Source organism: Dyella amyloliquefaciens (genome assembly GCF_004296575.1).
In the GTDB taxonomy this organism is placed as follows: Bacteria; Pseudomonadota; Gammaproteobacteria; order Xanthomonadales; family Rhodanobacteraceae; genus Dyella; species Dyella amyloliquefaciens.
Genome location: NZ_SAYT01000005.1, coordinates 535,828 through 561,888, shown reverse-complemented (window position 1 = coordinate 561,888; position 26,061 = coordinate 535,828). Strand labels below are relative to the sequence as shown.

At 64.5% G+C, this 26,061-nt stretch carries 22 protein-coding genes; 18 read left to right on the top strand and 4 right to left on the bottom strand.

The features are described from left to right. The first annotated feature begins 114 nt into the window (after nucleotides 1–114). The 11 genes from EPB08_RS14295 (at nucleotide 115) to EPB08_RS14245 (ending at nucleotide 12,524) form a co-directional block, all read left to right on the top strand. Complete coding sequence (locus EPB08_RS14295; RefSeq protein WP_130619763.1) at nucleotides 115–1,173, top strand: pilus assembly protein PilM; 1,059 nt, start codon at nucleotides 115–117, stop codon at nucleotides 1,171–1,173. Continuing rightward, nucleotides 1,173–1,910, top strand: coding sequence for a PilN domain-containing protein (locus EPB08_RS14290; protein ID WP_130619762.1), 738 nt, complete (start codon nucleotides 1,173–1,175; stop codon nucleotides 1,908–1,910). The genes EPB08_RS14295 and EPB08_RS14290 overlap by 1 nt, the downstream gene beginning before the upstream one ends. Beyond that, nucleotides 1,907–2,611, top strand: coding sequence for a type IV pilus inner membrane component PilO (locus EPB08_RS14285; protein ID WP_130619761.1), 705 nt, complete (start codon nucleotides 1,907–1,909; stop codon nucleotides 2,609–2,611). The genes EPB08_RS14290 and EPB08_RS14285 overlap by 4 nt, the downstream gene beginning before the upstream one ends. After that, nucleotides 2,608–3,150 carry a pilus assembly protein PilP gene (locus EPB08_RS14280; RefSeq protein WP_130619760.1) on the top strand — a complete coding sequence of 181 codons (543 nt, stop codon included), beginning with the start codon at nucleotides 2,608–2,610 and terminating at the stop codon, nucleotides 3,148–3,150. Before EPB08_RS14285 ends, EPB08_RS14280 begins: the two co-directional genes overlap by 4 nt. A gap of 54 nt (nucleotides 3,151–3,204) precedes the next feature. Further along, nucleotides 3,205–5,343, top strand: a complete 2,139-nt coding sequence (locus EPB08_RS14275; RefSeq protein WP_130619759.1) for a type IV pilus secretin PilQ — start codon at nucleotides 3,205–3,207, stop codon at nucleotides 5,341–5,343. Between the two features lie 155 nt (nucleotides 5,344–5,498). Continuing rightward, entirely contained in the window at nucleotides 5,499–6,494 is a 996-nt protein-coding gene (locus EPB08_RS14270; RefSeq protein ID WP_130619758.1) for an AAA family ATPase, read from the top strand. Further along, nucleotides 6,491–7,423 (top strand): DUF58 domain-containing protein, encoded by a 933-nt coding sequence (locus EPB08_RS14265; protein ID WP_130619757.1) that lies wholly within the window; start codon nucleotides 6,491–6,493, stop codon nucleotides 7,421–7,423. Before EPB08_RS14270 ends, EPB08_RS14265 begins: the two co-directional genes overlap by 4 nt. Beyond that, a complete protein-coding gene (locus tag EPB08_RS14260; RefSeq protein WP_324615293.1) occupies nucleotides 7,420–7,965 on the top strand; it encodes a DUF4381 family protein in 546 nt (181 codons plus the stop codon). Before EPB08_RS14265 ends, EPB08_RS14260 begins: the two co-directional genes overlap by 4 nt. Further along, a complete protein-coding gene (locus EPB08_RS14255; protein WP_130619756.1) occupies nucleotides 7,958–8,938 on the top strand; it encodes a VWA domain-containing protein in 981 nt (326 codons plus the stop codon). Before EPB08_RS14260 ends, EPB08_RS14255 begins: the two co-directional genes overlap by 8 nt. Then, nucleotides 8,935–10,839 carry a tetratricopeptide repeat protein gene (locus tag EPB08_RS14250; protein WP_130619755.1) on the top strand — a complete coding sequence of 635 codons (1,905 nt, stop codon included), beginning with the start codon at nucleotides 8,935–8,937 and terminating at the stop codon, nucleotides 10,837–10,839. The genes EPB08_RS14255 and EPB08_RS14250 overlap by 4 nt, the downstream gene beginning before the upstream one ends. Then, nucleotides 10,836–12,524: a BatD family protein gene (locus EPB08_RS14245; protein ID WP_130619754.1), complete on the top strand. Its 1,689-nt coding sequence runs from the start codon at nucleotides 10,836–10,838 to the stop codon at nucleotides 12,522–12,524. The genes EPB08_RS14250 and EPB08_RS14245 overlap by 4 nt, the downstream gene beginning before the upstream one ends. On the opposite strand, the gene EPB08_RS14240 is transcribed toward EPB08_RS14245, so the two are convergent. Then, entirely contained in the window at nucleotides 12,508–13,032 is a 525-nt protein-coding gene (locus EPB08_RS14240; RefSeq protein ID WP_130619753.1) for an O-acetyl-ADP-ribose deacetylase, read from the bottom strand. The genes EPB08_RS14245 and EPB08_RS14240 overlap by 17 nt on opposite strands. 67 nt (nucleotides 13,033–13,099) lie before the next feature. On the opposite strand from EPB08_RS14240, the gene EPB08_RS14235 reads away from it, so the two are divergent. The 3 genes from EPB08_RS14235 (at nucleotide 13,100) to EPB08_RS14225 (ending at nucleotide 18,117) form a co-directional block, all read left to right on the top strand. Further along, the gene (locus EPB08_RS14235; protein WP_130619752.1) at nucleotides 13,100–13,564 is read left to right on the top strand and encodes a MarR family winged helix-turn-helix transcriptional regulator; all 465 of its coding nucleotides are present in this window, start codon (nucleotides 13,100–13,102) and stop codon (nucleotides 13,562–13,564) included. Nucleotides 13,565–13,874: 310 nt separating this feature from the next. Then, nucleotides 13,875–15,005, top strand: coding sequence for an efflux RND transporter periplasmic adaptor subunit (locus EPB08_RS14230; protein ID WP_324615291.1), 1,131 nt, complete (start codon nucleotides 13,875–13,877; stop codon nucleotides 15,003–15,005). 13 nt (nucleotides 15,006–15,018) lie between these two features. Then, on the top strand, nucleotides 15,019–18,117 hold the full coding sequence (locus tag EPB08_RS14225; protein WP_130619751.1) for an efflux RND transporter permease subunit: 3,099 nt from the start codon (nucleotides 15,019–15,021) through the stop codon (nucleotides 18,115–18,117). A gap of 187 nt (nucleotides 18,118–18,304) precedes the next feature. Here the strand turns inward: EPB08_RS14225 and EPB08_RS14220 are convergent, their stop codons facing one another. The 3 genes from EPB08_RS14220 to EPB08_RS14210 all read right to left on the bottom strand — a co-directional run bounded on the left by EPB08_RS14220 (nucleotide 18,305) and on the right by EPB08_RS14210 (nucleotide 21,228). Beyond that, a complete protein-coding gene (locus tag EPB08_RS14220) occupies nucleotides 18,305–19,744 on the bottom strand; it encodes a M20/M25/M40 family metallo-hydrolase (protein ID WP_130619750.1) in 1,440 nt (479 codons plus the stop codon). Nucleotides 19,745–19,894: 150 nt separating this feature from the next. Then, nucleotides 19,895–20,311 (bottom strand): large-conductance mechanosensitive channel protein MscL, encoded by a 417-nt coding sequence (gene mscL, locus EPB08_RS14215; RefSeq protein WP_130619749.1) that lies wholly within the window; start codon nucleotides 20,309–20,311, stop codon nucleotides 19,895–19,897. Nucleotides 20,312–20,541: 230 nt separating this feature from the next. Beyond that, nucleotides 20,542–21,228, bottom strand: coding sequence for a fumarylacetoacetate hydrolase family protein (locus EPB08_RS14210; protein WP_130619748.1), 687 nt, complete (start codon nucleotides 21,226–21,228; stop codon nucleotides 20,542–20,544). Nucleotides 21,229–21,443: 215 nt separating this feature from the next. Between EPB08_RS14210 and EPB08_RS14205 the strand changes: the two genes are divergently transcribed. The 4 genes from EPB08_RS14205 (at nucleotide 21,444) to EPB08_RS14190 (ending at nucleotide 25,949) form a co-directional block, all read left to right on the top strand. Next, nucleotides 21,444–22,688 carry an efflux RND transporter periplasmic adaptor subunit gene (locus EPB08_RS14205; protein ID WP_130619747.1) on the top strand — a complete coding sequence of 415 codons (1,245 nt, stop codon included), beginning with the start codon at nucleotides 21,444–21,446 and terminating at the stop codon, nucleotides 22,686–22,688. 70 nt (nucleotides 22,689–22,758) lie between these two features. Beyond that, nucleotides 22,759–23,445: an ABC transporter ATP-binding protein gene (locus EPB08_RS14200; protein ID WP_130619746.1), complete on the top strand. Its 687-nt coding sequence runs from the start codon at nucleotides 22,759–22,761 to the stop codon at nucleotides 23,443–23,445. Between the two features lie 10 nt (nucleotides 23,446–23,455). After that, entirely contained in the window at nucleotides 23,456–24,622 is a 1,167-nt protein-coding gene (locus tag EPB08_RS14195; RefSeq protein ID WP_130619745.1) for an ABC transporter permease, read from the top strand. A gap of 10 nt (nucleotides 24,623–24,632) precedes the next feature. Next, a complete protein-coding gene (locus tag EPB08_RS14190) occupies nucleotides 24,633–25,949 on the top strand; it encodes an ABC transporter permease (RefSeq protein ID WP_130619744.1) in 1,317 nt (438 codons plus the stop codon). The last annotated feature ends 112 nt before the right edge of the window (nucleotides 25,950–26,061 follow it).

Below are 26,061 nucleotides of genomic sequence, written 5' to 3'. Positions count from 1 at the left end.
GAATGAGTCGAGAAAAAGCTCGTAGGCCGTTGCCATTACATTAATTTTTGGTTTTAATGCCGTCGCGTATCCCTCCGATACAGGTGGGGGCGTTCAGGGGCAAGGGGGAAAATCGTGGGGCTCTTTACACCCAAGAAGCCGCCGCTTGTTGGTGTCGACATCAGTTCGACAGCCGTCAAGTTGCTGCAGCTCAGCCAAGCCGGCGGTCGCTATCGCGTAGAGCACTACGCGGTTGAGCCACTGCCCCCTAATGCAGTGGTCGAAAAGAACATCGTCGAGGTCGAGGCGGTGGGCGAGGCCATTCGTCGCGCACTGGCGCGCTCGGGCTCCAAGCTCAAGCATGCGTCGGCAGCGGTGGCGGGCTCGGCGGTGATCACCCGCATCATTCCGATGCCGAGTGAACTCTCCGACGACGACCTCGAAGGCCAGATCCAGGTCGAGGCGAACCAATACATCCCGTATCCGATCGAGGAAGTGAGTCTCGATTTCGAGGTGCTGGGACCGGTGCGCGACAACCCGGAAATGAACAACATCCTGCTCGCTGCCTCGCGCACCGAGAACGTGGACATGCGCGTGGCCGCGCTGGACCTCGGCGGACTCTCCGCCAAGGTCATCGACGTCGAAGCCTTCGCGATGGAAAACGCGTTCGCGATGGTGGCCGACCAGTTGAACGTGGGGCGTGACGCCCTGGTCGCGGTCGTCGACATCGGCGCCACCATGACCACGCTGTCGGTGCTGCGCAACCAGCGCACCATCTACTCGCGCGAACAGGTCTTCGGCGGCAAGCAGCTCACCGACGAAATCATGCGCCGCTACGGTCTCTCCTACGAGGAAGCCGGTCGCGCCAAGCGTAAGGGCGGTCTGCCCGAATCGTATGAAAGCGAGGCGCTGGAACCGTTCAAGGAATCGCTGATCCAGCAGATCAGCCGCCTGCTGCAGTTCTTCTTCGCCGGCAGCGAATACAGCAAGGTCGACCAGGTCGTGCTGGCCGGTGGTTGCGCATCCATCGAGGGCATCGGTCCGATGCTCGAGGATCAGCTGGGCGTGCCGTGCGTAGTGGCCAATCCGTTGGCGCGCATGTCGCTGTCGTCGCGCGTGCAGGCGCAGTCGCTGGCCCAGGACGCACCGGCGCTGATGATCGCGGTCGGCCTCGCGCTCAGGAGCTTCGACTGATGGCACACATCAACCTACTTCCGTGGCGCGCCGAGCGCCGCAAGCAGCGCGAGCGCGAGTTCTTCATGCAGCTGGGCGCCGCCTTCGTGGCGGCGGTGCTGGTCCTGGTCCTGTGGGTGTTCTGGATGGGCATGCGCATCGACAACCAGGGCGACCGCAATGCTTACCTGCAGGGGGAGATCAAGCAGCTCGATGAGCGGATTGCCAAGATCAAGGATCTGGAAAAGGTTCGTGAGCGCTTGTTGGCCCGCAAGCAGATTATCGAGCAGCTGCAGGCGAACCGCTCGCAGATGGTCCACCTGTTCGATGAGCTGGTGAAGACCATTCCGGCTAGCGCACGCCTGGGAGGCCTCAAGCAGGTCGGCGATTCGATGACGCTCGAAGGTGTGGCGCAGTCCAATGCCAGCGTCGCCGAGTACATGCGCAATATCGAGGCATCGCCTTGGATGGGGCATGCCGATTTGCGCAAGACCGAGAACACGCACGGCGACTCCCGCATGCCTTACGCGTTTGGCCTGGACGTGGCATTGAGCCGTCCGAAGCAGGAGGACGGCGACAACGGCGAAGATGATTCGCATACGCCGGTCCTTCCGAACACAACGCCAGCGGGCGCGAAACCGGCGTCTAACGCGGCGGCGGGCCGTGGCGCTGGCGCGCTGTCGGCAAAGCCGGCCTCCGCGGCCACCGTGGGAACAAAGCCTGAGAGCCAGGCAGGCAATGGAGGAGCCAAGTCATGAAGTTCCTCAATGACCTGCAGAGCCTCGACCGCAACAACATCGGCGGCTGGCCGAAATCGATCAAGATCTTCTTCACCGCCCTGGTCTTTGTCGTGGTCGTGTTCCTGGGCTGGTACCTGTACGTCAGTGACCAGCAGAGCACCCTGGAGCAGGCGGCCAAGAAGGAGGACCAGCTCAAGCAGGAGTTCTCCCAGAAGCAGGCCAAGTCGGTGAATCTCGAGGCGTTGCAGCAGCAACTCGACGAGATGCAGGACATGCTGCGCCAATTGTTGCGCCAGCTGCCCAGCAAAACGGAAATGCCCGAGCTGCTGGTGGATATCTCGCAAACGGCTTTGTCGGCGGGTCTGGAAACCGAGCTGTTCCAGCCGGGGCCCGAGGCGCCAAAGGACTTCTACGCCGAGAAGCCGATCCAGTTGCGCATGGTGGGTACCTATCACCAGTTTGGCACCTTCATCAGCGGCGTCGCCTCGTTACCTCGCGTGGTGATTCTCACCCTGCACGACGTCTCGCTGACACCGAAGGACAAGGATACGAAGACGGGGCGTGCCAGCAGTGGCCTGCTGGTGCTGCAGGGTACGGTAAAGACCTACCGGTATCTCGAGGACGATGAGAGCGCCGAGGCCAAGGCGGCGAATGCGAAGTCGGTGACAGGCAAGGCGCCGCCGGGCAAGGCGAGCGCGAAAACAGGGGGGCAGAAATGAGCAAGTTGACTGCCATCAGGCCCGCCCAGGTGACGCGCATCGTATTGACGCTGGCTGTTGCACTTGTGCTCAGCGGCTGCACGCGCGGTATGTCCGACCTACGCGATTGGGTCGATCAGGAAAAGCATAAAAAGGGCGCGCCGGTTCCTGCGCTACCTGTTATCAAGACTTTCGAAACGTTTCAGTACGCCGATCAGGACAAGCGCGATCCATTCAGCCCGAGTACGGCCGAACTGCAGCAGGGCAACGGCAATGCGGGGCCGCGTCCGGACGAAAACCGTACGAAGGAACCGCTGGAAATGTTCGCGTTGGACAGCCTGAAGATGGTTGGCACGGTGGGTACCGGCGCAGGCATGGAAGTGCTGGTGAAGGATCCTGGGGGAGTGATCCACCGAGTCCACCGCAACGAATACATGGGCCAGAACTACGGTCGGGTTACCGCCATCGGCGAGGACCATATCGACCTGGTGGAGCTGGTATCCAACGGAAATGGTGGCTGGATGGAACGTCCCGCCAGCATCGCGCTTGGCGAGAAATAAGAAACAGGGGCTGATGCAATGACGAACCAAACCAAAACTGCTCGAGGCCGTGTCATGCGCCAGGCTCGCCATACGATGATCGCAGGCCTGCTGGCACTGGGCGCTGCCTGGTCGAGTGCAGCCGCGGCTGCCACCAGCACCCTGAAGGACATCAGCTACGACACGCTGCCGGGAGGCCGCATCGAGCTGCATCTGAACTTCGCGCAGGGGCCGGTGCCGGAACCGAAGATCTTCACTACCGGCAATCCGCCCCGCATCGCGGTTGACTTTGCGGACACGGACAACGCGGCGCCTCGCCACCTGGATATCGGCAAGGGTGCGGCAACAGGCGTCTCCGCGGTCTCCGCGGGCGGGCGCACCCGCGTCGTGGTTGAACTGGTACGCGATTCCACCTATCGCTCCCGCGTGGAGGGCAACAGCCTGGTGTTGACCGTGAACAACGGCACCGAGGCTGGCACCACCACCACGGCAGCAACGATCGATCCGTCGAAGGCGCTGCCCTCGATGGCCAATGGTCCGTCGGTGTCCAATATCGACTTCCGTCGTGGCCCGAATGGGGAGGGTCGCATCCTCATTGACTTCAGCAGCGCGGGTGCCAATGCCGACATGAAGCGCCAGGGTGACAAGGTCGTGGTCGATATTGACCACGCCAGTCTGCCTTCCAACCTCGCCCAGCGTCTGGATGTGCTCGATTTCGCCACGCCCGTGCAGTCCATTGTGACGAAGGCGGGCGTGCGCGGCGGCGCTCATATGGAGATCGCCACCACCGGTGCCATTGAAACGTCGGCCTACCAGAGTGGCAACCAGTACGTGGTCGAGGTAGCTCCGAAGAAGAAGGACGCCAAGGCGGACGCAAGGCTCGCCAAGGGGCAGGAGCCCACGTATACCGGCAATCGTGTGACCTTCAACTTCCAGGACATTCCTGTCCGTTCAGCGCTGCAACTGCTGGCTGATATCTCTGGCCTGAATCTCGTGGCCTCCGATACCGTGGGTGGCAGCGTTACACTGCGACTGGTGAACGTGCCTTGGGACCAGGCGCTGGATGTGGTGCTGCGTGCCAAGAGTCTGGACAAGCGCCGTAACGGCAACGTGATCTGGATTGCCCCGCAGGATGAGTTGGCCAAGTATGAGCAGAGCATTGCCGATGCGCGGATGAAGGCCGAGGACAATGCCGAGCTGATCACCGATTATGTTCCGATCAGTTACGGTAAGGCCAAGGACATCGCTAAGTTGTTGACGCAGGGAAGCTTGAATAGTTCGACCAGCGGTGGTGGTGGTAATGCAGCCAACGCGCAGCGAGGGTTTCTCTCCATACGTGGCAGCGTGTCGTATGACGAGCGCACGAACACACTGCTCATCAATGACAACCCGCAGAAGATTCGCCAGTTGCGTGAGCTCATCGCCATCCTGGACAAACCGGTCCAGCAGGTGTTGATCGAATCGCGCATCGTGATCGCTACGGACACGTTTACCCGTGAGTTGGGTGCGAAGTTCGGTGTGCAGGGTAGCCGTACCAATCCCAGTGGTCAGGTACTTTCTACCGGCGGCAAGACCAACGCTACCGATCCGGGTTCGCCGAGTGGCCTCAATGTCAATCTGCCGACTCAAACCGCTGGTGGCAGCTTCGCCCTGGGAATTCTTGGCAAGAACTATGCTCTTGACCTCGAATTGTCGGCAGCGCAGACCGAGGGACGCAGCGAAGTGATCTCCAGTCCGCGTGTTATTACCGCCAACCAGCAAGAGGCGGTAATCCGTCAGGGTCAGGAAATCGGCTACGTTACGTACCAAAACAGCACCACCGGTGCGGTTGGTAGCGGCACGGCCACTGTGCAGTTCAAGGACGCGGTGCTTGAGCTGAAAGTGACGCCGACGATCACCTCGGATAACCGCGTCTATCTGATGATCAATGTGAAGAAGGATGCGCTGGCCGGTTATGTGACGGCGCCGGGCAGTGGCCAGGTCCCCACCATCGATACGCGTGAGATCAACACCTCGGTCCTGGTCGACAATGGCCAGACGGTGGTGCTGGGCGGTATCTACGAGATCACCAAGCAGAACAGCGCCACCAAGGTGCCTGGGCTGGGTGATATTCCGGGTCTCGGCATCCTGTTCCGGACTACCTCTCGCCAGAGCGACAAGGCGGAGCTGCTGATCTTCGTGACGCCGCGCATTCTGAGCGAAAGCCTGCAGTAATCGCGAATTTCGCGGTAATGCGAGAAAAGGGCGGCTTCGGCCGCCTTTTTCTTTTTGGGTACCGGGAAGTTACCGATGCCGCCAAAAGTCATGGGCATTAAACTTCCGGGGCGCGGTAAGGTCTGTCATTACGCTCCCCCATGACGGAAACATCGATGGACATGCCCGAGGCCCAGCCTTCATCTCGCCTGCAACAGGCGTTCCTGCGCGTGCGCGATGAGCTGCAGCAAAGCGTGATCGGCCAGCCGCACCTGATCGATTGCCTGCTGATCGCACTGTTGGCCGATGGACACCTGCTGGTGGAGGGCGCACCAGGCTTGGCGAAAACCACGGTGGTGAAGGCCCTGGCGGGCTGCATCGAAACGGATTTCCACCGTGTGCAGTTCACACCTGACCTGCTGCCCGCGGATCTGACCGGTACCGACGTGTTCCGGCCACAGTCGGGCAACTTCGAATTCGAGCGCGGCCCGCTGTTTCACAACATCGTCCTGGCTGACGAGATCAATCGCGCGCCCGCGAAGGTGCAGTCGGCCCTGCTGGAGGCGATGGCGGAGCGGCAGATCACTGTCGGCCGCAGCACCTGGGCGCTTCCCGAATTGTTCATGGTTATGGCGACGCAGAACCCGATTGAGCAGGAGGGCACGTTTGCCTTGCCGGAAGCCCAGCTCGACCGCTTCGTCATGCATGTGACGATCGACTATCCGGATCCTGCCGCGGAACTGGCGATTCTCAAGCTCGCGCGCGAGCAGGCCCGACGCAGTCTGCATCCCGTGCCGGCGCAGCGCCCCAGCCTGAGCCAGGCGGACGTATTCAGTGCCCGTGACGCGGTGCTTGCCGTGCATATGGCGCCGGCGCTCGAGGAATACCTTACCCAACTGGTGTTGGCCACCCGTCACGCGGGAGCCTACGGCCCCGAACTCAAGCGATGGATCGCATGGGGCGCCAGCCCACGCGGCACCATTGCGCTCGATCGGTGCGCGCGCGCGCATGCATGGCTCGCGGGTCGCGATTACACGCTGCCGGAAGACGTGCACGCCATTGCCCACGAAGTGCTGCGCCATCGCGTATTGCTCAGCTATGAGGCGGAGGCCGAGGGCGTACGGTCCGATCAGGTGATCAGGCGCGTGCTGGATCTCGTGCCGCTGCCGTGAACGCGACACTGGATACTCCGCCCGATGGCGATGGTCGTACCCGCGTCCGACTTGCCGAGCTCGTGGCGCTCCGCGGGCGCGTAGCCAAGGCCGCCTTGCCTCGTCTCGAAAGCCACGCCATGCGTGCCGGGCAGCAGACCAGCCGTCTCTATGGCCGAGGCATGGATTACGCGGAATCGCGCGTCTACCAGCCTGGGGATGACGTACGCCGCATGGATTGGCGCCTGACGGCGCGCAGCGGCCGGCTGCATACGAAGCTGTTCCAGGAAGAGCGCGAGGGTCGCCTGCTGATCCTGCTGGATACGCATGCGAGCATGCGTTTCGGTACACGTGCGCGCTTCAAGTCGGTGCAGGCTGCTCGTGCCGCTGCGCTGGCAGCGTGGTACGTGGTCCGTGCCGGCGAGCGCGTCGGTCTCATGGAGTTCGGTGCTGGTCACCGCCTGCTGCGACCGCTGGCTGGTACGCGTGGTGCGCTTACTGTGTGCGGGGCGCTTGCCGACTGGGATCAGCCAATCGCGTCATCTGATGGCGAGCTGCTGTCGGATGCGGTGCTGCGCGCGGGCCGGCTCATGCGTGGCGCCAATCGCGTGCTGCTGATCAGCGACGGGCTGAGTTGCGATGAATCCGCACGTGGCCGTCTGCTTGATCTGAGCAGCAAGGCTGGCGTACGCGTCTTGGTGGTGGCTGACGCGCTGGAGTTGTCGTTGCCGCCCGCAGGACGTTACCCGCTCGAGCATGAAGGCGAGCGGCGGGAAGTTGTGCTGTTCGGTGAACGCCAACGCCGCGAGTTCCAACAGGCATTGGGCGCAGGACAGAGCAGGCTCAATGCGATGGCGCAATCGCTCGGCCTGCTTCATCGCACGATCGATACGGCCAGCGACCCGCTGGATGCGGTGATGGCATTGCTCTCGCCGGGAGTGCGCCGATGACGATGGCCTCGGCGGCGTTCACCGCACCCTCCCATGGGCCTGCTCTGAAGGACATCCATCTGCCTCCCCCACCCGCCTGGTGGCCTCCCGCACCGGGGTGGTGGATTGTCATGGCGTTGTTGTTGCTGGGATGTGTGGCAGGTTTCTGGTTTTGGCGGCGGCAACACCGTCGCAGCGAATGCGAGGGCGCATTGCTGGCCGAAGTCGACGTCTTGGTGGCGCAGCATGGCCAGGATCCACAGCGGTTGGCAGCCGATCTTCACGCGCTGTTGCGGCGCGCCGCGTTGCGCCTCGATGCCGGAGCGACGCAGCGTCGGGGCGACGCCTGGCGAACGGTGCTGGCCTCGGTGACAACGGATGCCCCGACGTTGGATGCGCTGATGTCGCTAGAGACCGCGTTGTATCGACCTCAGGCAAATATCGACGTCGATGCCGTTGCTGCTGCGGTTCGCCGTTGGCTCGTGGCCGCGTGGCGGCAACAGGGCAAGAAGGTGGTGGGCGTGCGCTTGGCTGCGTTGTCGTCGGAGGGTGGGCATGTCTGAGTTTGCGTGGCCCTGGATTTTCGTGCTGCTGCCCTTGCCGTGGCTGTTGCGTCGCCTGCTGCGCGCCGCGGCGCCAGGCCAGGCGCTGCATCTGCCGCATCCGGGACTTCACCTGGCCTCGGCGGAACAGCAGGCGCGGGGTGGCTGGCGCCAGTGGGCGCTGATGCTGGCATGGCTATGTTTGCTGACGGCGGCCGCTCGTCCACAATGGGTGGGGCCACCCCAGGCGCAGCAGCGAAGCGGACGCGCGTTGATGTTGGCGGTCGACCTGTCCGGAAGCATGCGTACGGATGACATGCAGCTGGGCGGCCGTTCCATCAGCCGCTTCGGAGCGGTGGAAGCCATCGCTGGCGACTTCATATCCCGCCGCGGTGGCGACGAGCTGGGCCTGATCCTGTTTGGCAGCCGGGCCTACCTCGTCACGCCGCTGACCTATGACCTCGATGCCGTTCGCGCCCAGCTGCAGGGCGCCGCCGTGGGCCTGGCAGGCACCGAGACCGCCATCGGCGACGCTATTGCGGTCGCGGTGAAGCGGCTGGCCAACCTGCCGGCACAGGCGCGCGTCGTGGTGTTGCTCACCGATGGTGTGAACAATGCGGGCAACATCGCGCCACTGGATGCCGCTCATGCGGCACAGGCCGCAGGCGTGCGCGTCTACACGATCGGCATCGGTGCCACCGAAATGAGCATCCCCGATCTGTTCGGGACGCACACGATCAATCCTTCGGCGGACCTGGACGAGGGCATGCTGCACGAGATCGCATCGCAGACGGGCGGCCGCTACTTCCGCGCGACCGATGCCAATCAACTGACGGACGCCTATCGCGCCATCGATGCCCTGGAGCCCATGCATCAACAAGGGCCCTCCCTGCGCCCTCGTCATGAGCTGTTCCGCTGGCCTCTCGCGCTTGCCGTGCTGGCGTGGCTTGCGACTGCGCTGCCACGCGCGCGCCGCTTGGAGATGGCGACGTGAGCGAAGCCTGGCAGCAGTTCCACTTCCTGCGACCAGCCTGGTTGTTCGCGCTGCTGGCGTTGCCGGTAATGCTGGCGCTGGTTGCACGGCGCAGCGTGGCGCGCGAGGCATTGGTCCGTCTGGTCGATGCGGAGTTGTTGCCACACCTGTTGCAGGGGCGTGAGCAGCGTCGTCGCTCGCCCGCGGCGTTGATCACGATCGGGTGGCTGCTTGTGACGCTGGCCATGGCGGGTCCCACCTGGAGTCGCGTCGCGCAGCCGCTCTATGCGCAACGGGCCGCCCAGGTCGTGGCACTGTCGCTGTCTCAGCACATGCTGGTGCGCGACGTGGCGCCGAGTCGTCTGGACCGCGCCCGCTACAAAGCGCGCGATCTCCTGGCAGCCAATCACGACGGTCTCAACGCACTGGTTGCTTATGCCGGCGAGGCCTTCGTGGTGGCGCCGCTCACCACGGATGCGTCCAGCCTCAATGAACTGCTCGACGCGCTGGCCCCGGATACGATGCCCGTCGACGGCGACAACGCGGCGCAGGCCATCGAACGCGGCGCGGCGCTGATCCGGGATGCCAAGGTAGGCGGGGGATCGCTCGTGTTGATCACCGATACCGTGGACGACGCGGCGCAAACCGCTGCCCGCAAGGCGCGCGAGGGCGGCGTGCGCGTCTCGGTGCTTGGCGTGGGTACGTTGCAGGGTGGTCCTGTACCGCTTTCGGATCAGAGCTTCCAGCGCGATGCGCAGGGCGACCTGTCGATGGCTCGTCGCGATGATGAAGCACTGCAGGCCCTGGCGAACGCGGGCGGTGGCCGCTATGTCCCGATGACGGATGAACACGCTGATGTCGACGCCCTGCGCGGCGAGCTGAAAGCCAACGGCGCCGCCATGCTGGCCGCGGATCAGCGCGGTGACGAATGGCAGGATCGTGGCCCATGGCTGTTGCTGCCGCTGTTGCCGGTGGCGGCCATGGCGTTCCGGCGCGGTTGGCTGGTCATGCTGGCCCTGTTGCTGCTTCCTGGCTTGCCGGGAACGGCACACGCGAGCCGCTGGTCCGACCTGTGGCAGCGCCCCGATCAACAGGCGGCGTCTGCGCTCGATCGTGGCCAGGCGAAAGAAGCCCAGCAACTCGCGCGCGATCCAGCGCTGCGTGGCGCCGCGGCTTACCGCGCCGGCGATTACGAAGCGGCCGCCAAGGCGTTGCACGGTCTACCTGGCAGTGACGCGCAGTACAACCTGGGCAACGTCCTTGCCAAGCAGGGCGATTACCAGGGAGCCCTCGACGCTTACGAGCGGGCGCTCAAGGCAAATCCCGCGAATGCGGATGCGGCTTCCAACCGCAAAGCCGTCGAGGACTGGATGCGCAAGCAACCGTCCCAGCCACCCAAGGAAAAGGGCGCGCAGGACAACAAGGGGAAGGCGGGGCAGGGGCCGTCGACAACGCCTCCTGATGACGCCCAGGGTCAATCCGGACAGCGGCAGAACGAGCAACAGCAGAACGGCGACGAGGGCAAGCGTTCGCAGCATGCGCAGGGCAATGCGCAAGGCAGCGGCACCGACAAGGATGCCAGCGGACGCAATCAGTCCGGCCAGCAACCCGATGATGCGTCCGGCATGCAGCCGCAGACCGCGGAGCAGCAGGCCAGGCAGCAAGCGCAACAGCAACAGGCGCAACAGGCATTGCAGAAGCAGATGGACCAGGCGTTGGGCAAGTCGCAGAGGTCGCGCGAAGGCAGCTCCCACGAGCTTGGTGAAGTGCCGGCGGATGATGCCCAGTCGAAGCTTCCCGCCGATGTTCGGCAAGCCTTGCAACGGGTGCCCGATGATCCGGGTGCGCTGCTGCGCCGCAAGTTCGATCTCGAATACCGGCAGCGCCACGGCGCCACGCCACCGGAGGACGATACCCCGTGAAGCTTCGCCACCTCGCCATCCTGTGCTGCCTGTTTGCCCTGTTGTGGCCGCTGGCCGCTGCTGCCGCGGACGTGCAGGCCACACTCGATCGCACGCACGTGGAACTTGGTGAAACGGTCACGCTCAACCTGCGTTCACAGGGCGGCGGCATGGTGCAGCCCCCGGACCTGAGCGCTTTGTCGCATGACTTCGCCGTGCTCGGATCCTCGAGCAATACCAGCATCAGCATCATCAACGGTCAGCGTTCGGCCCAGGTCACCGTTGGCGTCGCGTTGCGTCCACTGCACACGGGAAGCCTGCGCATCCCTCCGCTGGCGTTTGCAGGTGGCACGACGGCTGCTTTGCAGCTGCAGGTGGACCAGCCCGATCCCAATGCTGCGGCGTCGGGCCGTAAAGACGTCTTTCTCGAGGCCGTGATCGATCCTGCAGATGGCTATGTCGGTCAGCAGCGTGTCTATACGTTGCGGCTGTTCTTCGCCGCTGACTTGACCAATGGTGCGTTGGAAGATCCCCAGTTGGCCGGCGTCGACGTGCGTCGGCTCGGCAACGAGATCAACTACCAGGCGGAACGGGGCGGTCGTCGCTACAACGTCATCGAGCGCCGTTATGCGCTGACGCCGCAGCGTGAAGGGCGCCTGGATATTCCTCCCGTGGCGTTCCAGGGCGACATGGTCAGCATGGCCGACCCCAATGCCTTCTTCGGCAGCGGTACGCCGGTGTCGGCTTCCTCGCCGGCGGTGACGCTCGATGCAAAGACGGTACCTGCACGGGCGGGGCATACGACGTGGTTGCCGGTACGCGATCTCAGCCTGAGTCTCGATGGAGGTCCCTCGCACGGCGACCTGCGTGTGGGGCAGCCTTTGAACCTGGTCATGAGCGTGCAGGCCACGGGACTGCCTTACGAGGCGTTGCCTGCCCTGAGCCTGCCATCGCTGGATGGTGCCACGGTGTATCCCGACAAACCGGTCAACGCCACGCACATGGATGGCCAGTCGATGGTGGGACGCCGTCAGCAGGGCTTTGCCATTGTGCCCAATCGCCCCGGCACGCTGACCATTCCCGAAACCACCTTGACCTGGTGGAACGTGTCGACGGACCAGCCCGAGGTGGCGCGCATCCCGGCGCAGACCTTCACGGTGCTCCCGGCCGCGAATGCGCCGAACCAGACCCCGGTGTCGACGGAGCCAGCAGCGACGCAGGAGGCGGCACCCGCACTGGCGGCGCCGGTCGAACACGGCGCGCCGTGGCGCTGGATTGCACTGGCCAGCCTGGCGCTGTGGCTTGCAAGCATCGCAGCCTGGTGGTGGCAACGGCGTTCGCGCGGCGCAGCCGCGCCTAAGGAGACGGCATCGACATCCTCGCCATCGCGTTTGCGCGCGGCCTTTCTGGCGGCAGCGCGTGGTGCCGACGTGGCTGCACAGGTCGGCAGCCTGTTGAGCTGGGCGCGGGCGGAGCGCCCACAGATACAGAACCTAGGTGAGCTGTCGCAGGCTCTCGCATCGGGACCCCAGCGCGAGGTCATCGCCGCGCTGCAGCGCAAGCGTTACGCAGGCGCGGAAGAAAGCGGGTTGGGCGATCGCTTGGCCGCGGCATTCCGTGACGGTTTCGATTGGCGGAAAGAGGGAGATGCAACAGCGGATGCATCTCCGCTGCCCCCGCTCTATCCGTTCAATCTGCGTCGTTGAGCGCCGCATGCCAGAGCGACGCCATCGCCTCGCCAAAGCAGCAGATGACGATCTGTATCGCTGCATCCGCGGGCAGCGAACTCCGCAGGCTGAGCAAGGCGACCGGAACCGCAAGCTCCGGCGGATAGCCGTAGACGCCGCAGCTGATGGCGGGGAAGGCGATGGAATCGAGATCATGCGCAAGCGCCAAGGCCACGCTGTTTTCATAGCAACCGGCGAGCAGTGCAGGTTCACCCTGCGTGCCGCCATGCCACACTGGTCCCACGGTGTGGATCACGTATCGCGCCGGCAGCCGGAAACCCGGCGTGATGCGGGCCTGGCCCGTAGGGCAGCGCACACCGGGCGTCAGCTGTGGAAGGGCACGGCAGGCCTGCAACAGCTCGGGCCCGGCGGCGCGGTGGATCGCTCCGTCAACGCCGCCGCCGCCCAGCAGGGTAGGGTTTGCGGCGTTGACGATGGCATCCGCGTTCAGCTCGGTGATATCGGCGGTGACGACTTGAATGGCCATGGATTCGTGAGAACTTGCGACGTATGCTTGACGTTACACTGGACCGGCGCGTACTGGCATCACATCTATGACTAAGGCGGAAGAGATTTCCTTTGGCTATCTGCTGAGCGATGTGACCTTGCTGTTCCGCAAGCACTTCGACAGACGTGCCGTGAAATTCGGGTTGACCCGCGCTCAGTGGCGGGCCACCAAGATGCTCTATTACCGCGAAGGCCTGCGTCAGACCGAGCTGGCCGAGCAGCTGGAGATGGAGCCTATCGCCGTAGGGCGCGTCATCGATCGCCTGCAGGCCGCCGGCTTCGTCGAGCGCCGCCCCGATCCCAAGGATCGCCGCGCCTGGCGCCTGTACGTCACCGACCAGGCGCGTGGCGTGATCGCAGACATGGAAGAGATTGCACTCGGCTTGCGCAAGGACGCCACACGCGGCATTACGGTGCCCGAGCTGCAGCAGGCGCTGGACGTACTCAATCGCATGAAGGACAACCTGCAGGCGCTCGACGGCGGAACATCGACGGAGGATGGCGAGGCTTAACCGGCCGCGCTACGCCGCTGCGTCGCGCCGTTTGCGCGGCAGCGGTGTGACAGTAAGGTGACCTCGGCTGCCTGATCCGCCATCCATGGCGTGAGATATCGCGCCGCGAGCGAAGCCCTGCCGCATGGTGAGCCATTTGCCAAGTGCTGTCGGTCGTGCGGGTCATGGGCGCTGCGTGCATCAGAATGGCCGGTGCAGTGCACCGGGGTGGAGCAAGGTGCCGGCAACTCCCTGTGATGCACATCGCATCCGCTAGCGCGTCGTTCCGGTGCATGCCGGTGGCTCGCCACGGTCGATGGTCGGAGAAATCATGCAGCGTATGTCCCCCAAAAAACTGGTGCTGCTCGTAGCGGTGCTGATTGCGGCCGTGATGGCCGTGCAGTGGTTCCGCGGCGGCAGCCGCACATCGGCGAAGACACCGGCGCAACAGGCGTCGGTGCCGGTCAAGGTGGTGGACGCGCATCATGGCGACCTTGATCTCACCTTGAAGGTGATCGGTCGCGCCGAAGCCTATTCCACCGTCAACGTGCAGGCGCGCGTCAGCGGCCAGTTGCAGGAGCTGCTGTTCAAGCCCGGTGGCCACGTCAAGCAGGGTGAAACGATCATTCGCATCGACCCGAGCCTGCTGCAGGCGCAGCTGGACCAGGCGCTGGGCAACCTCGCCAAGGACGAGGCACAACTGCAGAACGCGCAGACCATCATCAAGCGTTACCAGCCGTTGCTGGGCAAGGGCTATGTCGCGCAGTCCGACTACGACACCTACAAGGCCAACGAAGGCGTGTTCACCGCGGCGGTGAAGGCCGACAAGGCGGCGGTGGAACTTGCACGCACGCAGCTCGGCTATGCGACGATCACGGCACCGTTCGACAGCATCGCCGGCGCACCGCTGATCTACCCGGGTGCCCAGGTCAGTGGGAACGATACGTCGGTTGTCGTGCTCAACCAGATTCGCCCCATCCATGTGACGTTCTCCATTCCCGAAACCGGCCTCGCCGGCATCAAGGAGTCGATGACGCGCGGCAGCGTGCCGGCGACGGTCAGCATCCCTGGCACCCAGCAGACGCCGATGCAGGCCGAGCTGGACTTCATCAACAACGCGGTGGATCCGACCACCAGCACCATCCAGCTGAAAGCACGCTATGGCAACGACGATGACCGGCTCACGCCGGGCCAGTTCGTCGAAGTGGTGTTGCCGACCACGCGCCTCACCAACGTGGTCACGGTGCCCGTGGTGGCCTTGCAGAATTCGCCACTGGGCAGCTTCGTGTTTGTCCTCAATGCGGACGGCACCGTATCGCAGCGCATGGTCACCTCGGGTCCCAGCAGCGGCAACCAGATCGTGATCGAGAAAGGTCTGGCCGGCAGCGAGCGCGTGGTGGTGGATGGCCAGCTGCTGCTGGTGGATGGTGCGCACGTGCGCATCGTGACTGACAACAGCTGAGCCGGCATCGCTTATGAACCTGCCTGCACTTTGCATCCAGCGGCCGGTGATGACCACGTTGCTGATGGTGGCGCTGCTGGTGTTCGGCATCGCGGCCTATCCCAAGCTGCCGGTCAACGAACTGCCGAACGTCGACTTCCCCACCATCACGGTGAATGCGAGCCTGCCTGGCGCGGCACCTGAAACCATGGCGACGGCCGTGGCGACGCCGCTGGAAAACCAGCTGTCGACCATCGCCGGCATCCAGTCGATGACCTCGACCAGCGCGCTGGGCTCCACCTCGATCACCATCACCTTCGAGCTGGACCGCAACATCGACGGCGCAGCGCAGGACGTGCAGGCGGCCATCTCGTCCGCACAGCGCCAGCTGCCGACCAACATGCCCACGCCGCCCACCTTCCGCAAGGTGAACCCGGCTGACGCGGCCATCATTTATCTCACCTTGCGTTCGCGCACCCAGCCGCTGTCGGTGGTCGACGATTACGCCGAGACGCAGCTGGCGCAGCGCCTGTCGATGATCGACGGCGTGGCGCAGGTGAACGTGTACGGCTCGCAGAAGTACGCGGTGCGCATCAGCGTGGATCCGCAGAAGCTCGCCGCCAGTGGCATCGGCATCGACACGGTGCAGACCGCGATCTCCAATGCCAACGTCAACCTGGCCACCGGTTCGCTCAACGGCAACCGACAGCTGCTGTCGATCCGTTCGGACGGCCAGCTGCAGCGTGCCAACCTGTACAACAACATCATCGTCGCCTATCGCAACGGTGCGCCGGTGCGGCTGTCGGACCTTGGCAAGGCCGAGGACAGCGTGCAGAACGACCAGGTGGCCAGCTGGTACAACGGCGAGCGCGCGGTCGTGCTGGCCATCCAGCGCCAGCCTGGCTCCAACACCGTCGCCACCATCGACCGCATCCGCGCGGTGCTGCCCACGTTCGAGGCGACGTTGCCGCCATCAATCAAGCTGGCGGTGCTGTACGACCGATCGGAATCGATCCGTGCTTCGGTAGACGACGTGCAGTTCACCCTATTGCTGGCGGGTGTGCTCGTCGTGCTGGTGATCTACCTGTTCCTCGGCAATGCATCGGCGACCTTGATTCCGGCGCTGGCGCTACCGGTGTCCATCGTCGGCACCTTCGGAACGATGTTTGCCCTGGGCTACAGCCTGGACAATCTCTCCCTGCTGGCGCTGACCCTGGTGGTCGGCTTCGTGGTGGATGACGCGATCGTGATGCTGGAAAACATCGTGCGCCATGTCGAGGACGGCATGGACCCGTACGAGGCATCGCTCAAGGGCGCCAGCGAAATCGGCTTCACCATCTTCTCGATGACGCTGTCGCTGGTGGCGGTGTTCCTGCCGGTGATGTTCATGGGCGGCATCGTCGGCCGTCTGTTCCATGAGTTCGCGGTGACCTTGAGCGTGGCGATCCTGATCTCGGGCTTCGTCTCGATCACCCTCACGCCAATGCTGTGCAGCCGCTTCCTGCGCCACGCCGAGCATGAGAAGAAGGCCCGCGTGGTGCTGTGGTTCGACGCCGGGTTCGAGCGCGTGCGCCGCGGCTACGTCAGCTCGCTGGGTTGGGCGGTGGGGCATCCGCGCATCATCCTGGGCGCGTTCTTCGGCAGCCTGGTGCTCACGGGTGTGCTGTTCGCGGTGGTGAACAAGGACTTCATTCCTTCGGGCGACTCCGGCCAGCTCAACGTCAACGTCGAAGGGCCGGACGACATTTCCGTGCGCGCGATGGGCGAGCGGCAGCAGGCGTTGGCCAGGATCGTCGCCGACGATCCGAACATCGAGGCGTACATGTCCTCCGTGGGTGCGGGTGGTGCACGCACCACCACCAACAACGGCTCACTGCTGTTGCGGCTCAAGCCCGCCAGCGAACGTCCGCTGGACCCCAATGGCATCATCCAGGAGCTGCGCGTGAAGTTCGCGCAGGTGCCGGGTATACGCGCCTATCTCCAGAACCCGCCGTCGATCCAGATTGGCGGGCGCCAGTCCAAGGCACAGTATCAATACACGCTGCAGTCCATCGACACCGATGCGCTGTACAGCTGGTCGGGCAAGGTCATCCAGGCCTTCAGCAAACTGCCGGGCTTCCAGGACGTCACCAGCGACCTCGATCTCAATGGTCCGTCCGTGCGCGTCAACGTGGATCGCGACAAGCTCGCCACGCTAGGCCTGACCATGGACCAGGTGCAGAGCGCGCTCGGTTCGGCGTTCGGCGCCAACCAGATCTCCACCATCTACGGTTCGGCCTCGCAGTACTGGGTGATCCTGCAGGTGTATTACGCGTTGCAGAACGATCTCGACGTTCTCTCGCAGCTCTACGTCACCTCCAGCAGCGGCACGCTGGTGCCGCTCAATGCGGTAGCGAGTTTTGAGCGCAAGCCGCAGGCGCTGACGGTGAACCATCAGGGCCAGATTCCCGCGGTGACGGTGTCGTTCAACCTCGCGCCCGGCGTGAGCCTCAGCGAAGCGGTGGCCAGCATCGACGGCGCCATGAAGCAGATGGATCTGCCGGCGACGATCACCGGGAGCGTGCAGGGCACGGCGCAGGCGTTCCAGGATTCGATGCAGGGCATGGGCCTGCTGCTGGTGCTCGCGGTATTCGTGATCTACCTGGTGCTGGGCATTCTTTACGAGAGCTTCATTCACCCGCTCACCATTCTCTCGGGCCTGCCGTCCGCGGGTGTCGGTGCGCTGCTGACGCTGATGGTGTTCCAGGCTCCGCTGGATCTGTTCTCCTTCGTCGGTATCGTGATGCTTATCGGCATCGTGAAGAAGAACGCGATCATGATGATCGACTTCGCGCTGGAACGGCAGCGCAGTGCGGGAATCGAACCCGCCAAGGCCATCGTCGAGGCTTGCCACGTGCGCTTCCGCCCGATCATGATGACGACGATGGCGGCATTCGCCGGCACCCTGCCGATCGCGTTGGGCCTCGGCGCCGGCGCAGAGACGCGCCGTCCGCTCGGCCTTGCGGTGGTTGGCGGCCTGCTGGTGTCGCAGGTGCTGACCTTGTACCTGACGCCGGTGATCTATCTGTACCTTGATCGCCTTCATGAGCGCTTTTCGAGCAAGCGGAAGACGCAGCCTGCTGAGGCAACCTGAAGATTCGCCTGATGTAGGAGCGCACCCAGTGCGCGACCCCAGCGCGGCAACGACCACCTGGTGAACGGACCTTGCGGTATACCCGAAGGCTTATCGCGCACTGGGTGCGCTCCTACGGAAACCTGGGCGTTCCGGCAATAAAAAAGGGCGGCTCTCGGGCCGCCCTTTTTGCTTGCTTACGCGACGGTCACTCTTCCGCGCCGTCGTTCTTGAACGCGTCCGGTGCCGAACCGAAGTCGCCATCGGCCTGCGCGGCCATGTACGAGAACGCCGCGTACACCGCCACGTTCTGCGCCAGTTCCCTGGGATCGATCTTGTCGAGCGTGTCGTTGGCCGTGTGGTGATAGTCGAAGTAGTCGGTACCGTCCTGCGTCAGCGTCAGCGCTGCCATGCCCTTGCCATGCATCTGCGACAGGTCCGAACCGCCGCCGCCCGGCGCCTTCGCGTCGTAAGCCACGCCAATCGGCTCCAGCACCTTGGCGATCTGGTCGATCGCACCGCGCGCTTCCGGCTTCACGCTGGCGCTCATGCGCCACACCTTGCGCGCACCGAAGTCCGATTCGGTACCGAGCTGGAACTTCTTCACTTCAGCGCCGTGCTTGTCGGCATAGGCGCGGCCGCCCCACAGGCCCATTTCCTCGTTCGCGAACGCGATCACGCGGATGGTGCGGTCCGGGCGCTGCGGCATGTCGTGGATCAGCTTGCCGGCGGCCATGGCAATGGCCACGCCGGCGCCGTCGTCGATCGCGCCCGTGCCCGGATCCCACGAATCGAGATGGCCACCGATCGCGACCACTTGGTCCGGATGCTTCTTGCCGGTGACTTCGCCGATCACATTCGCGCCGTGATACGTGCCGGTGATACCGCAGTCGAGGTCGAGCTTGATGGTGACGGGCTTGCCGTAGGCCACGATGCGGGTCAGCTGGTCAGCATCCGGATTGGACAGGGCTGCCGCCGGGATCGCTTCCTTCGGATCGCGGAAGCCGGTGACGCCGGTGTGCGGCGTGCGGCTATTGGCGTCGGTGCCGGCGGAACGCAGCAGGAAGCCCGCAGCGCCCATCTTCGAGGCGATCACCGGGCCGCCCACGCGCACGGCCGAGCCGATGCCGTAGTCATGGCCATCCTTGTGACGTTCCATGCGGACGTCGACATAGACGATCTTGCCCTTCACGCTGGCCGGATCCGCCTTCTTCAGTGCGTCGAGGCTATCGAAGCGCACGACTTCCGCCGTGAGGCCGCCCTTCGGCGTGCCAGCGGAATAACCCAGCGCGATCAGGTCCAGCGGCTGCGGGAACGGGCCGACGATCTCGGCGTGTTCGCTGCGGCGTTCCCACAGCGGGTAGCTCACTTCCTCGGTATAGACCTTGTCGAAGCCCAGCGCCTTGAACTTGGCCACGGCCCACTCGCGGCCGCGCGCATCGGCCGGGCTGCCGGCCAGGCGCGGACCGACTTCCGTCGTCAGCGAGGTCACGATGTCGTAGGCGGTGTTGTCGCTCATCGCCTTGTCGCGCAGCTGTTCGGCCGTCTTTACGGCTGCGGCAGGAACGGTGGTTTGGGTAGCTGCGTTTGCCGAGCCGATGGCGAGCATCAGGCTGGCGGCAAGCAGGGAAAGGGGCAGACGGCGCATGGAACAGCTCCTCGGGCGGAAACCACGATTATGGCGTGCCCGCCAAGCGGCGCTTAGGCCAGAAGTCATGGGCTGGTTCAGCAGGAAACGGATGGATTTCGCGCATGAAAAAGGCGCCCGAAGGCGCCTCTCCCGTCGCGCGCTGCGCGCTTATTTCTGGTTCTGCGACTTGAGCAGGTCGCGGATCTCGGTGAGCAGCACCACGTCGGCCGGCGGCGCTGCGGGTGCGGCCTCCTGGCGGCGCGTGAGCTTGTTGATCGCCTTGACCACCAGGAAGATCGCGAACGCGATGATGATGAACTGGATCAAGGTGTTGATGAAGGTGCCATAGCCGATCGCGACTTCGGCGATCTTGTGGGCCGGGTCACTGTTGTCGGCCGGCTTGAGCACCCATTTCATCTGGGAGAAATCGATGCCACCGGTGAGCAAGCCGATCGGCGGCATGATGAGCTGGTCAACCAGCGAGGTGACGATCTTGCCGAATGCGCCGCCGATGACCACGCCGACCGCCAGGTCGATGACGTTGCCACGCATGGCGAATTCTTTGAACTCTTTGATCATGCTCATGCTTTTCTCCCTGGGCTGGATGGCAGGGGAACTCTAACGCAGCGAAGCATGGCGCAACAGGCGTTCATTGCTCCCGGCAACGCCCTGAACCCCAGCGCGTCATCCCTGCGGAAGCAGGGATCCAGCGTCTTTCCAGCCTTCCAGCGGCACCGGATCCCTGCTTGACCCGCCTACGGTTGTTGAAAGGCGTCTCGCAGGAATGACGGGATAAAAGGCCGGGCTACCTTTCCTCAGGCCACGCGCCCTTCCAGCACCGCCACCCCTGCCAGCTCGGCATGGAAGCGGTCGCCACGCTTCAGCGCCGATACGCCGGCCGGCGTGCCCGTGAAGATCAGGTCGCCTGCCTTCAGCTCGAACAGGGTCGACAGGATGGCGATGACCTCGGCCACGCCATGCACCATGTCGCCCAGCTTGCCCAGCTGGCGCTGTTCGCCATTGATGGTGAGCGTCAGCGTGGTGTCAGCACTCAGGTGCACCTCGCTCGCGGGGCGCAGGGCCGACACCGGGGCGGAATGGTCGAATGCCTTAGCTACGTCCCACGGATGGCTCTTGGCCTTGGCTACCGCCTGAAGGTCGCGGCGGGTCAGGTCCAGCCCCACGCCGTAGCCCCAGACCAGGCTTTCGGCCTGCGCCACCGGGATGTCGCGCCCGCCGCTGCCCAGTGCGACCACCATTTCCACTTCATGGTGCAGGTCGCTGGTGGCCTGCGGGTAGGGCACGTCGGCGCCGTCGGTCACCACGGCATCGGCCGGCTTGCAGAAGAACAGCGGGGTGTCCTTGTCCACCGTGGCGCCCATTTCGCGGGCATGCTCGGCGTAGTTGCGGCCGATGCAGAAGATGCGGCGGACCGGGAAGCGGAGATCGCTGCCAAGCACCGGCAGGCTGGGAATGGCGGGAGGCGTGATGGCGTAGGACATAGTCAGGCAAGGTTATCACCCTGGCACGGCGACGCCAGTCGCCTGTCACGTTAGCTTTTTTCGCCTGCGGCTAGCCTGTACAAGGAGCCGGTTTCTGGTCCCGGCGGGTGACAGCTGTCATTGCCAATGGTTGATGGGGACCTCTGGCGGCGGTGCGGCCGCTCCAGCATCGTGTACGGCATCGAGGAACCGGCGGGGGCCGGCAGGGAGAGCTTGTGGCGAATGCGGATCTACTGAAGGAACTGCGCATCGAGAAACACCAGCGCGAAGCGCATGGCGGCGGGCCGGCTCGCTGGCCATGGATCGTCGGCGGTGTGCTGGTGGTGGTCGTGCTTGCGGGTGCGGCCGGCTGGTGGCTGACGGGCACGCGGGCGATCGAGGTGGAGACGGCCCAGGCGCAATCCCCGGCCTCGAACACCGCGGCAGGCGCGGTGCTGCAGGCGACGGGTTATGTCACCGCGCGCCGGCAGGCCACGGTCTCGGCGCAGATCACCGGCACGCTCACGCATGTGCTGATCGAAGAAGGCGACCACGTGAAGCAGGGGCAGATCGTGGCCCGCCTCGACGATTCCCAGTACCGCGCCGCACTGGAAGCCGCGCGCAAGCAGGCTGACGCGACGCATGCGTTGGTCGACCAGTTCCAGGCGCAACTGGCGCAGAACCAGCGCGACGCCGTGCGCATGGAATCGCTCGCCGAAAAAGGCCTGGTGGCCAAGCAGACTGCGGAACAGGCGCGCACCCTGGTCGACAGCACGCGTGCGCAACTGGTGTCGCAGCAGCGCAACGCCGCTTCGGCCGACGCGCAGGTGGTGGAGGCGCAGGTCAATTTCGATTACTGCGTGATCCGCTCGCCGTTCGACGGCGTCATCACCACCAAGGACGCGCAGGTGGGCGAGATCGTGTCGCCGTTCTCTGCTGGCGGCGGTTTCACCCGTACCGGCATCGGCACCGTGGTGGACATGGATTCGCTGGAAGTGGACGTGGACGTCAACGAGGCGTACATCGGTCGAGTGAAGCCGAACATGCCCGCCGAGGCGGTGCTGGACGCGTACCCGGACTGGAAGATCCCCGCCCACGTCATCGCCATCGTGCCTGCCGCCGACCGCGGCAAGGCCACCGTGAAAGTGCGCGTGGCGCTCGAGCACAAGGATGCCCGCATCGTGCCGGACATGGGCGTGCGCGTTTCCTTCCTCGAATCGAAGGAAGCCCAGCAGACCGCACAGGCGCCGCAGGGCGTGCTGGTTCCCAGCAACGCGATTGCCCAGCGTGATGGCCACGCCGTCGTTTTCCTGGTGACGGGCGACAAGGCGCAGCAACACACCGTGACGCCGGAAACGACCGGCAAGGATGACGTGCGCCTGGTGCCGGCTGGCGTGCAGGTGGGCGACACGCTGGTGGTGTCGCCACCGGAAGCATTGAAGGACGGTGCGCGGGTAACTACCGCGAAGCCGAAGGATTGAGCAGTACTCCATCGCAGCGAATGATCACGCGCGCCGCGACGGCGACGCGAACCGAAACGGGAGCTCAGGCATGAACACGTTGATCGAAACCCGCGACCTCTCCAAGGTCTACGAGCGCGGCAAGCAGAAAGTGGAAGTGCTGCATCATATCAACCTCGACATTGCCGAGGGCGATTTTCTCGCGCTGATGGGCCCTTCGGGCTCGGGCAAGACGACCCTGCTCAACCTCATCGGTGGCCTCGATACGCCGACCGGCGGCAGCATCACCGTCGCCGGCCAGCGGCTGGATCAGCTCGGTGGCGGCGCGCTGGCCAAGTGGCGCGCTTCGCACGTCGGCTTCGTGTTCCAGTTCTACAACCTGATGCCGATGCTCTCGGCGCAGCGCAACGTGGAACTGCCGCTGCTGCTCACCAAGCTGTCCGCGGCGCAGCGGCGCAAGAATGCCTCCATCGCGCTGCAGCTGGTGGGCCTGGGTGAGCGCTCTTCGCACAAGCCCAGCGAACTGTCCGGCGGTCAGCAACAGCGTGTCGCCATCGCGCGTGCGATCGTGTCCGATCCGACGTTGCTGGTGTGCGACGAGCCCACGGGCGACCTGGATCGCCAGTCGGCTGAAGAAGTGTTGGGTCTGCTGCGCGTGCTCAATCGCGAACATGGCAAGACCATCGTGATGGTCACGCACGATCCCAAGGCGGCCGAATACGCCAACCACACCCTGCATCTGGACAAGGGCACCCTGGTCGAACAGGCCATCGCGTGAGGATACGGCGATGAAATATTTCCATCTCATCTGGGCCGCGCTGTTCCGGCGCAAGACCCGCACGACACTCACGCTGGTATCGATCATCGCCGCGTTCCTGCTGTTCGGCATGCTCGACGCCGTGCGTACCTCGTTCAACCAGGCCGGCCAGAGCGCCAACGGTGCGCAGCGCCTGCAGACCGGTTCGAAGCTCTCCTTCATCCAGACCTTGCCGCAGTCGCTGGAAGCACAGATCCAGCAAGTGCCGGGAGTGAAGATGGTGACGTACGCGAACTGGTTCGGCGGCGCCTACCAGGACCCGCACAACCAGGTCTTCAGCTTTGCGGTGGAGCCCAACTACATCGACCTCTATCCGGAGATCGAAGTGAGTGCCGCCGAGCGTAAGGCGTTCGACGATACGCGCACCGGCATCCTGGTGGGTGAGCGACTCGCCAAGCGTTTCAACTGGAAAGTAGGCGACAAGATTCCGTTGCAGTCGACCATCTTCCCGAATCGCCAGGGCAGCAAGAACTGGACGTTCGACATCGTGGGCATCCTTCACTCGAAGGACAAGAAGGCCGGCGGTTTCTACGACCAGATGCTGTTGCTGCACTGGAAGTACTTCGACGAGACCACGCCGTTCAATCGCGGCACCGTGGGCTGGTACGTGACGCGTGTGACCGACGTGAACCAGGCCGACCGCGTGGCGAAGGCCATCGACGCCATCTCGGCCAACTCCGACCACGAGACGCGCACGCAGACTGAGCAGGCCGCCACGGCGAGCTGGATGAAGCAGCTGGCCGATATCGGGTTGATCGTGGGCTCGATCATGGGTGCGGTGTTCTTCACCCTGCTGCTGCTGTCGGGCAACACCATGATGCAGGCCGTGCGCGAACGCACCAGCGAGCTGGCGGTGCTCAAGACCATCGGTTTTTCCAACCGCAGCGTGCTGGGCATCGTGCTGGCGGAATCGGTGCTGTTGCTCGTACTCGGCGGCGTGATCGGGCTCGGCATTGCCGCACTGATCGTGCCTGCGGTGAGTGCCGGCAGCGGCGGCATGCTCAACCTGCCGAGCGTCGGGGCGAACAGCTGGATCCTGGGACTGGTGTTGATGGTCGCGATCGGCCTGCTGGTGGGCGCGCTGCCCGCACTGCGCGCCATGCGCCTGAACATCGTCGATGCATTGGCTGGACGCTGAGGGACGCACCATGAAATTTCTGATCAATCTCCTTTTGCTGCTCCTGATCGTCGCCGTGATCGTGGCGTGGATCGTCTTGCCATGGCAGGGCGCCGTCTTGCTGGCCGTGCTGTTCGCGGCGTGGCTGTTCATCACCCGACGCGGTCGCCAGGCGCTGTCCGTCGCCAGCGTGGGTATCAGCACGCTGGGGCAACGGCTTGGATCGTCGGCAGTCATCGTGATCGGCATCGCCGGTGTCGTTGGCGTGCTGGTGGCCTTGCTCGCGATGGGCGAGGGCTATGCCGAGACGCTGCGCAAGACGGGTAGCGCCGACACCGCCATCGTGATGCGCGGTTCATCGGCCTCCGAAGTGATGTCGGTGCTCGACCACGACAGCGTCACGCTGATTCCGCAGGCACCCGGCATCGCGCGCGATGCCAAGGGGCAGCCGATCGCCTCGTCGGAGCTGGTGGTCGCGGCGAATCTTCCGCTCAAGGGTGGCACGGCTGACGACGAAGGCAGCGTGCAGCTGCGTGGCGTGAGTGACCAGGCCTGGGCCGTGCGTCCCAACGTGAAGATCGTCGCGGGCCGCAACTTCCAACCCGGCATGCGCGAGCTGATCGTGGGCAAGGGCGCGGCGAAGCAATTCGCCGGGCTGGAACCGGGCCATGTCATTCGCCTGGGCAACCAGCAGTGGACGGTGGTCGGCGTGTTCTCATCCGGCGACGCGATGGACTCGGAAGTCTGGGGCGATGCCAGCGTGGTGGCGGACACCTATCGCCGCGGCAGTAGTCGCGCTTCGGTGACGGTGAAGCTCACCAATCCCAAGGCCTACGATGCGTTCAAGGCCTCGCTCGATGGCAATCCGCAGCTGAAGGTCGACGTCAGCACCACCATCGACTACTACAACAAGCAGTCTGAAGGCATGACCAAGGTGATCCGCATCATGGGCATCACGGTGGGCCTGATCATGGCAATCGGTGCGATGTTCGGCGCGCTCAACACCATGTTCGCGGCGGTGGCGGCACGTGCGCGCGAAATCGCTACGCTGCGCGCGATCGGCTTCCGCGGCTTGCCCGTAGTGGTGGCCGTGATGCTGGAGACCATGCTGCTGGCGCTGATCGGTGGCGTGATCGGTGGCGTGCTGGCTTGGCTCGTGTTCAATGGCTACAGCGCATCGACACTGGCGGCGGGTACGGTCGGCAAGTTGAGCTTTGAACTTCGCGTTTCGCCTGCGTTGCTGTGGACCGGCCTGAAGTGGGCGCTTGCGATCGGTTTCATCGGCGGCATCTACCCCGCGATGCGCGCGGCGCGCTTGCCGGTGACGACCGCGTTGCGCGAGTTGTGATGATGACGGGGCGCGGCCTGCCGCGCCCCGATCGCGCACTGGGTGCGCTCCTACAAAGGCACGACGCTTTTTGTAGGAGCGCACCCAGTGCGCGAATCAACCCGCCTCGGTC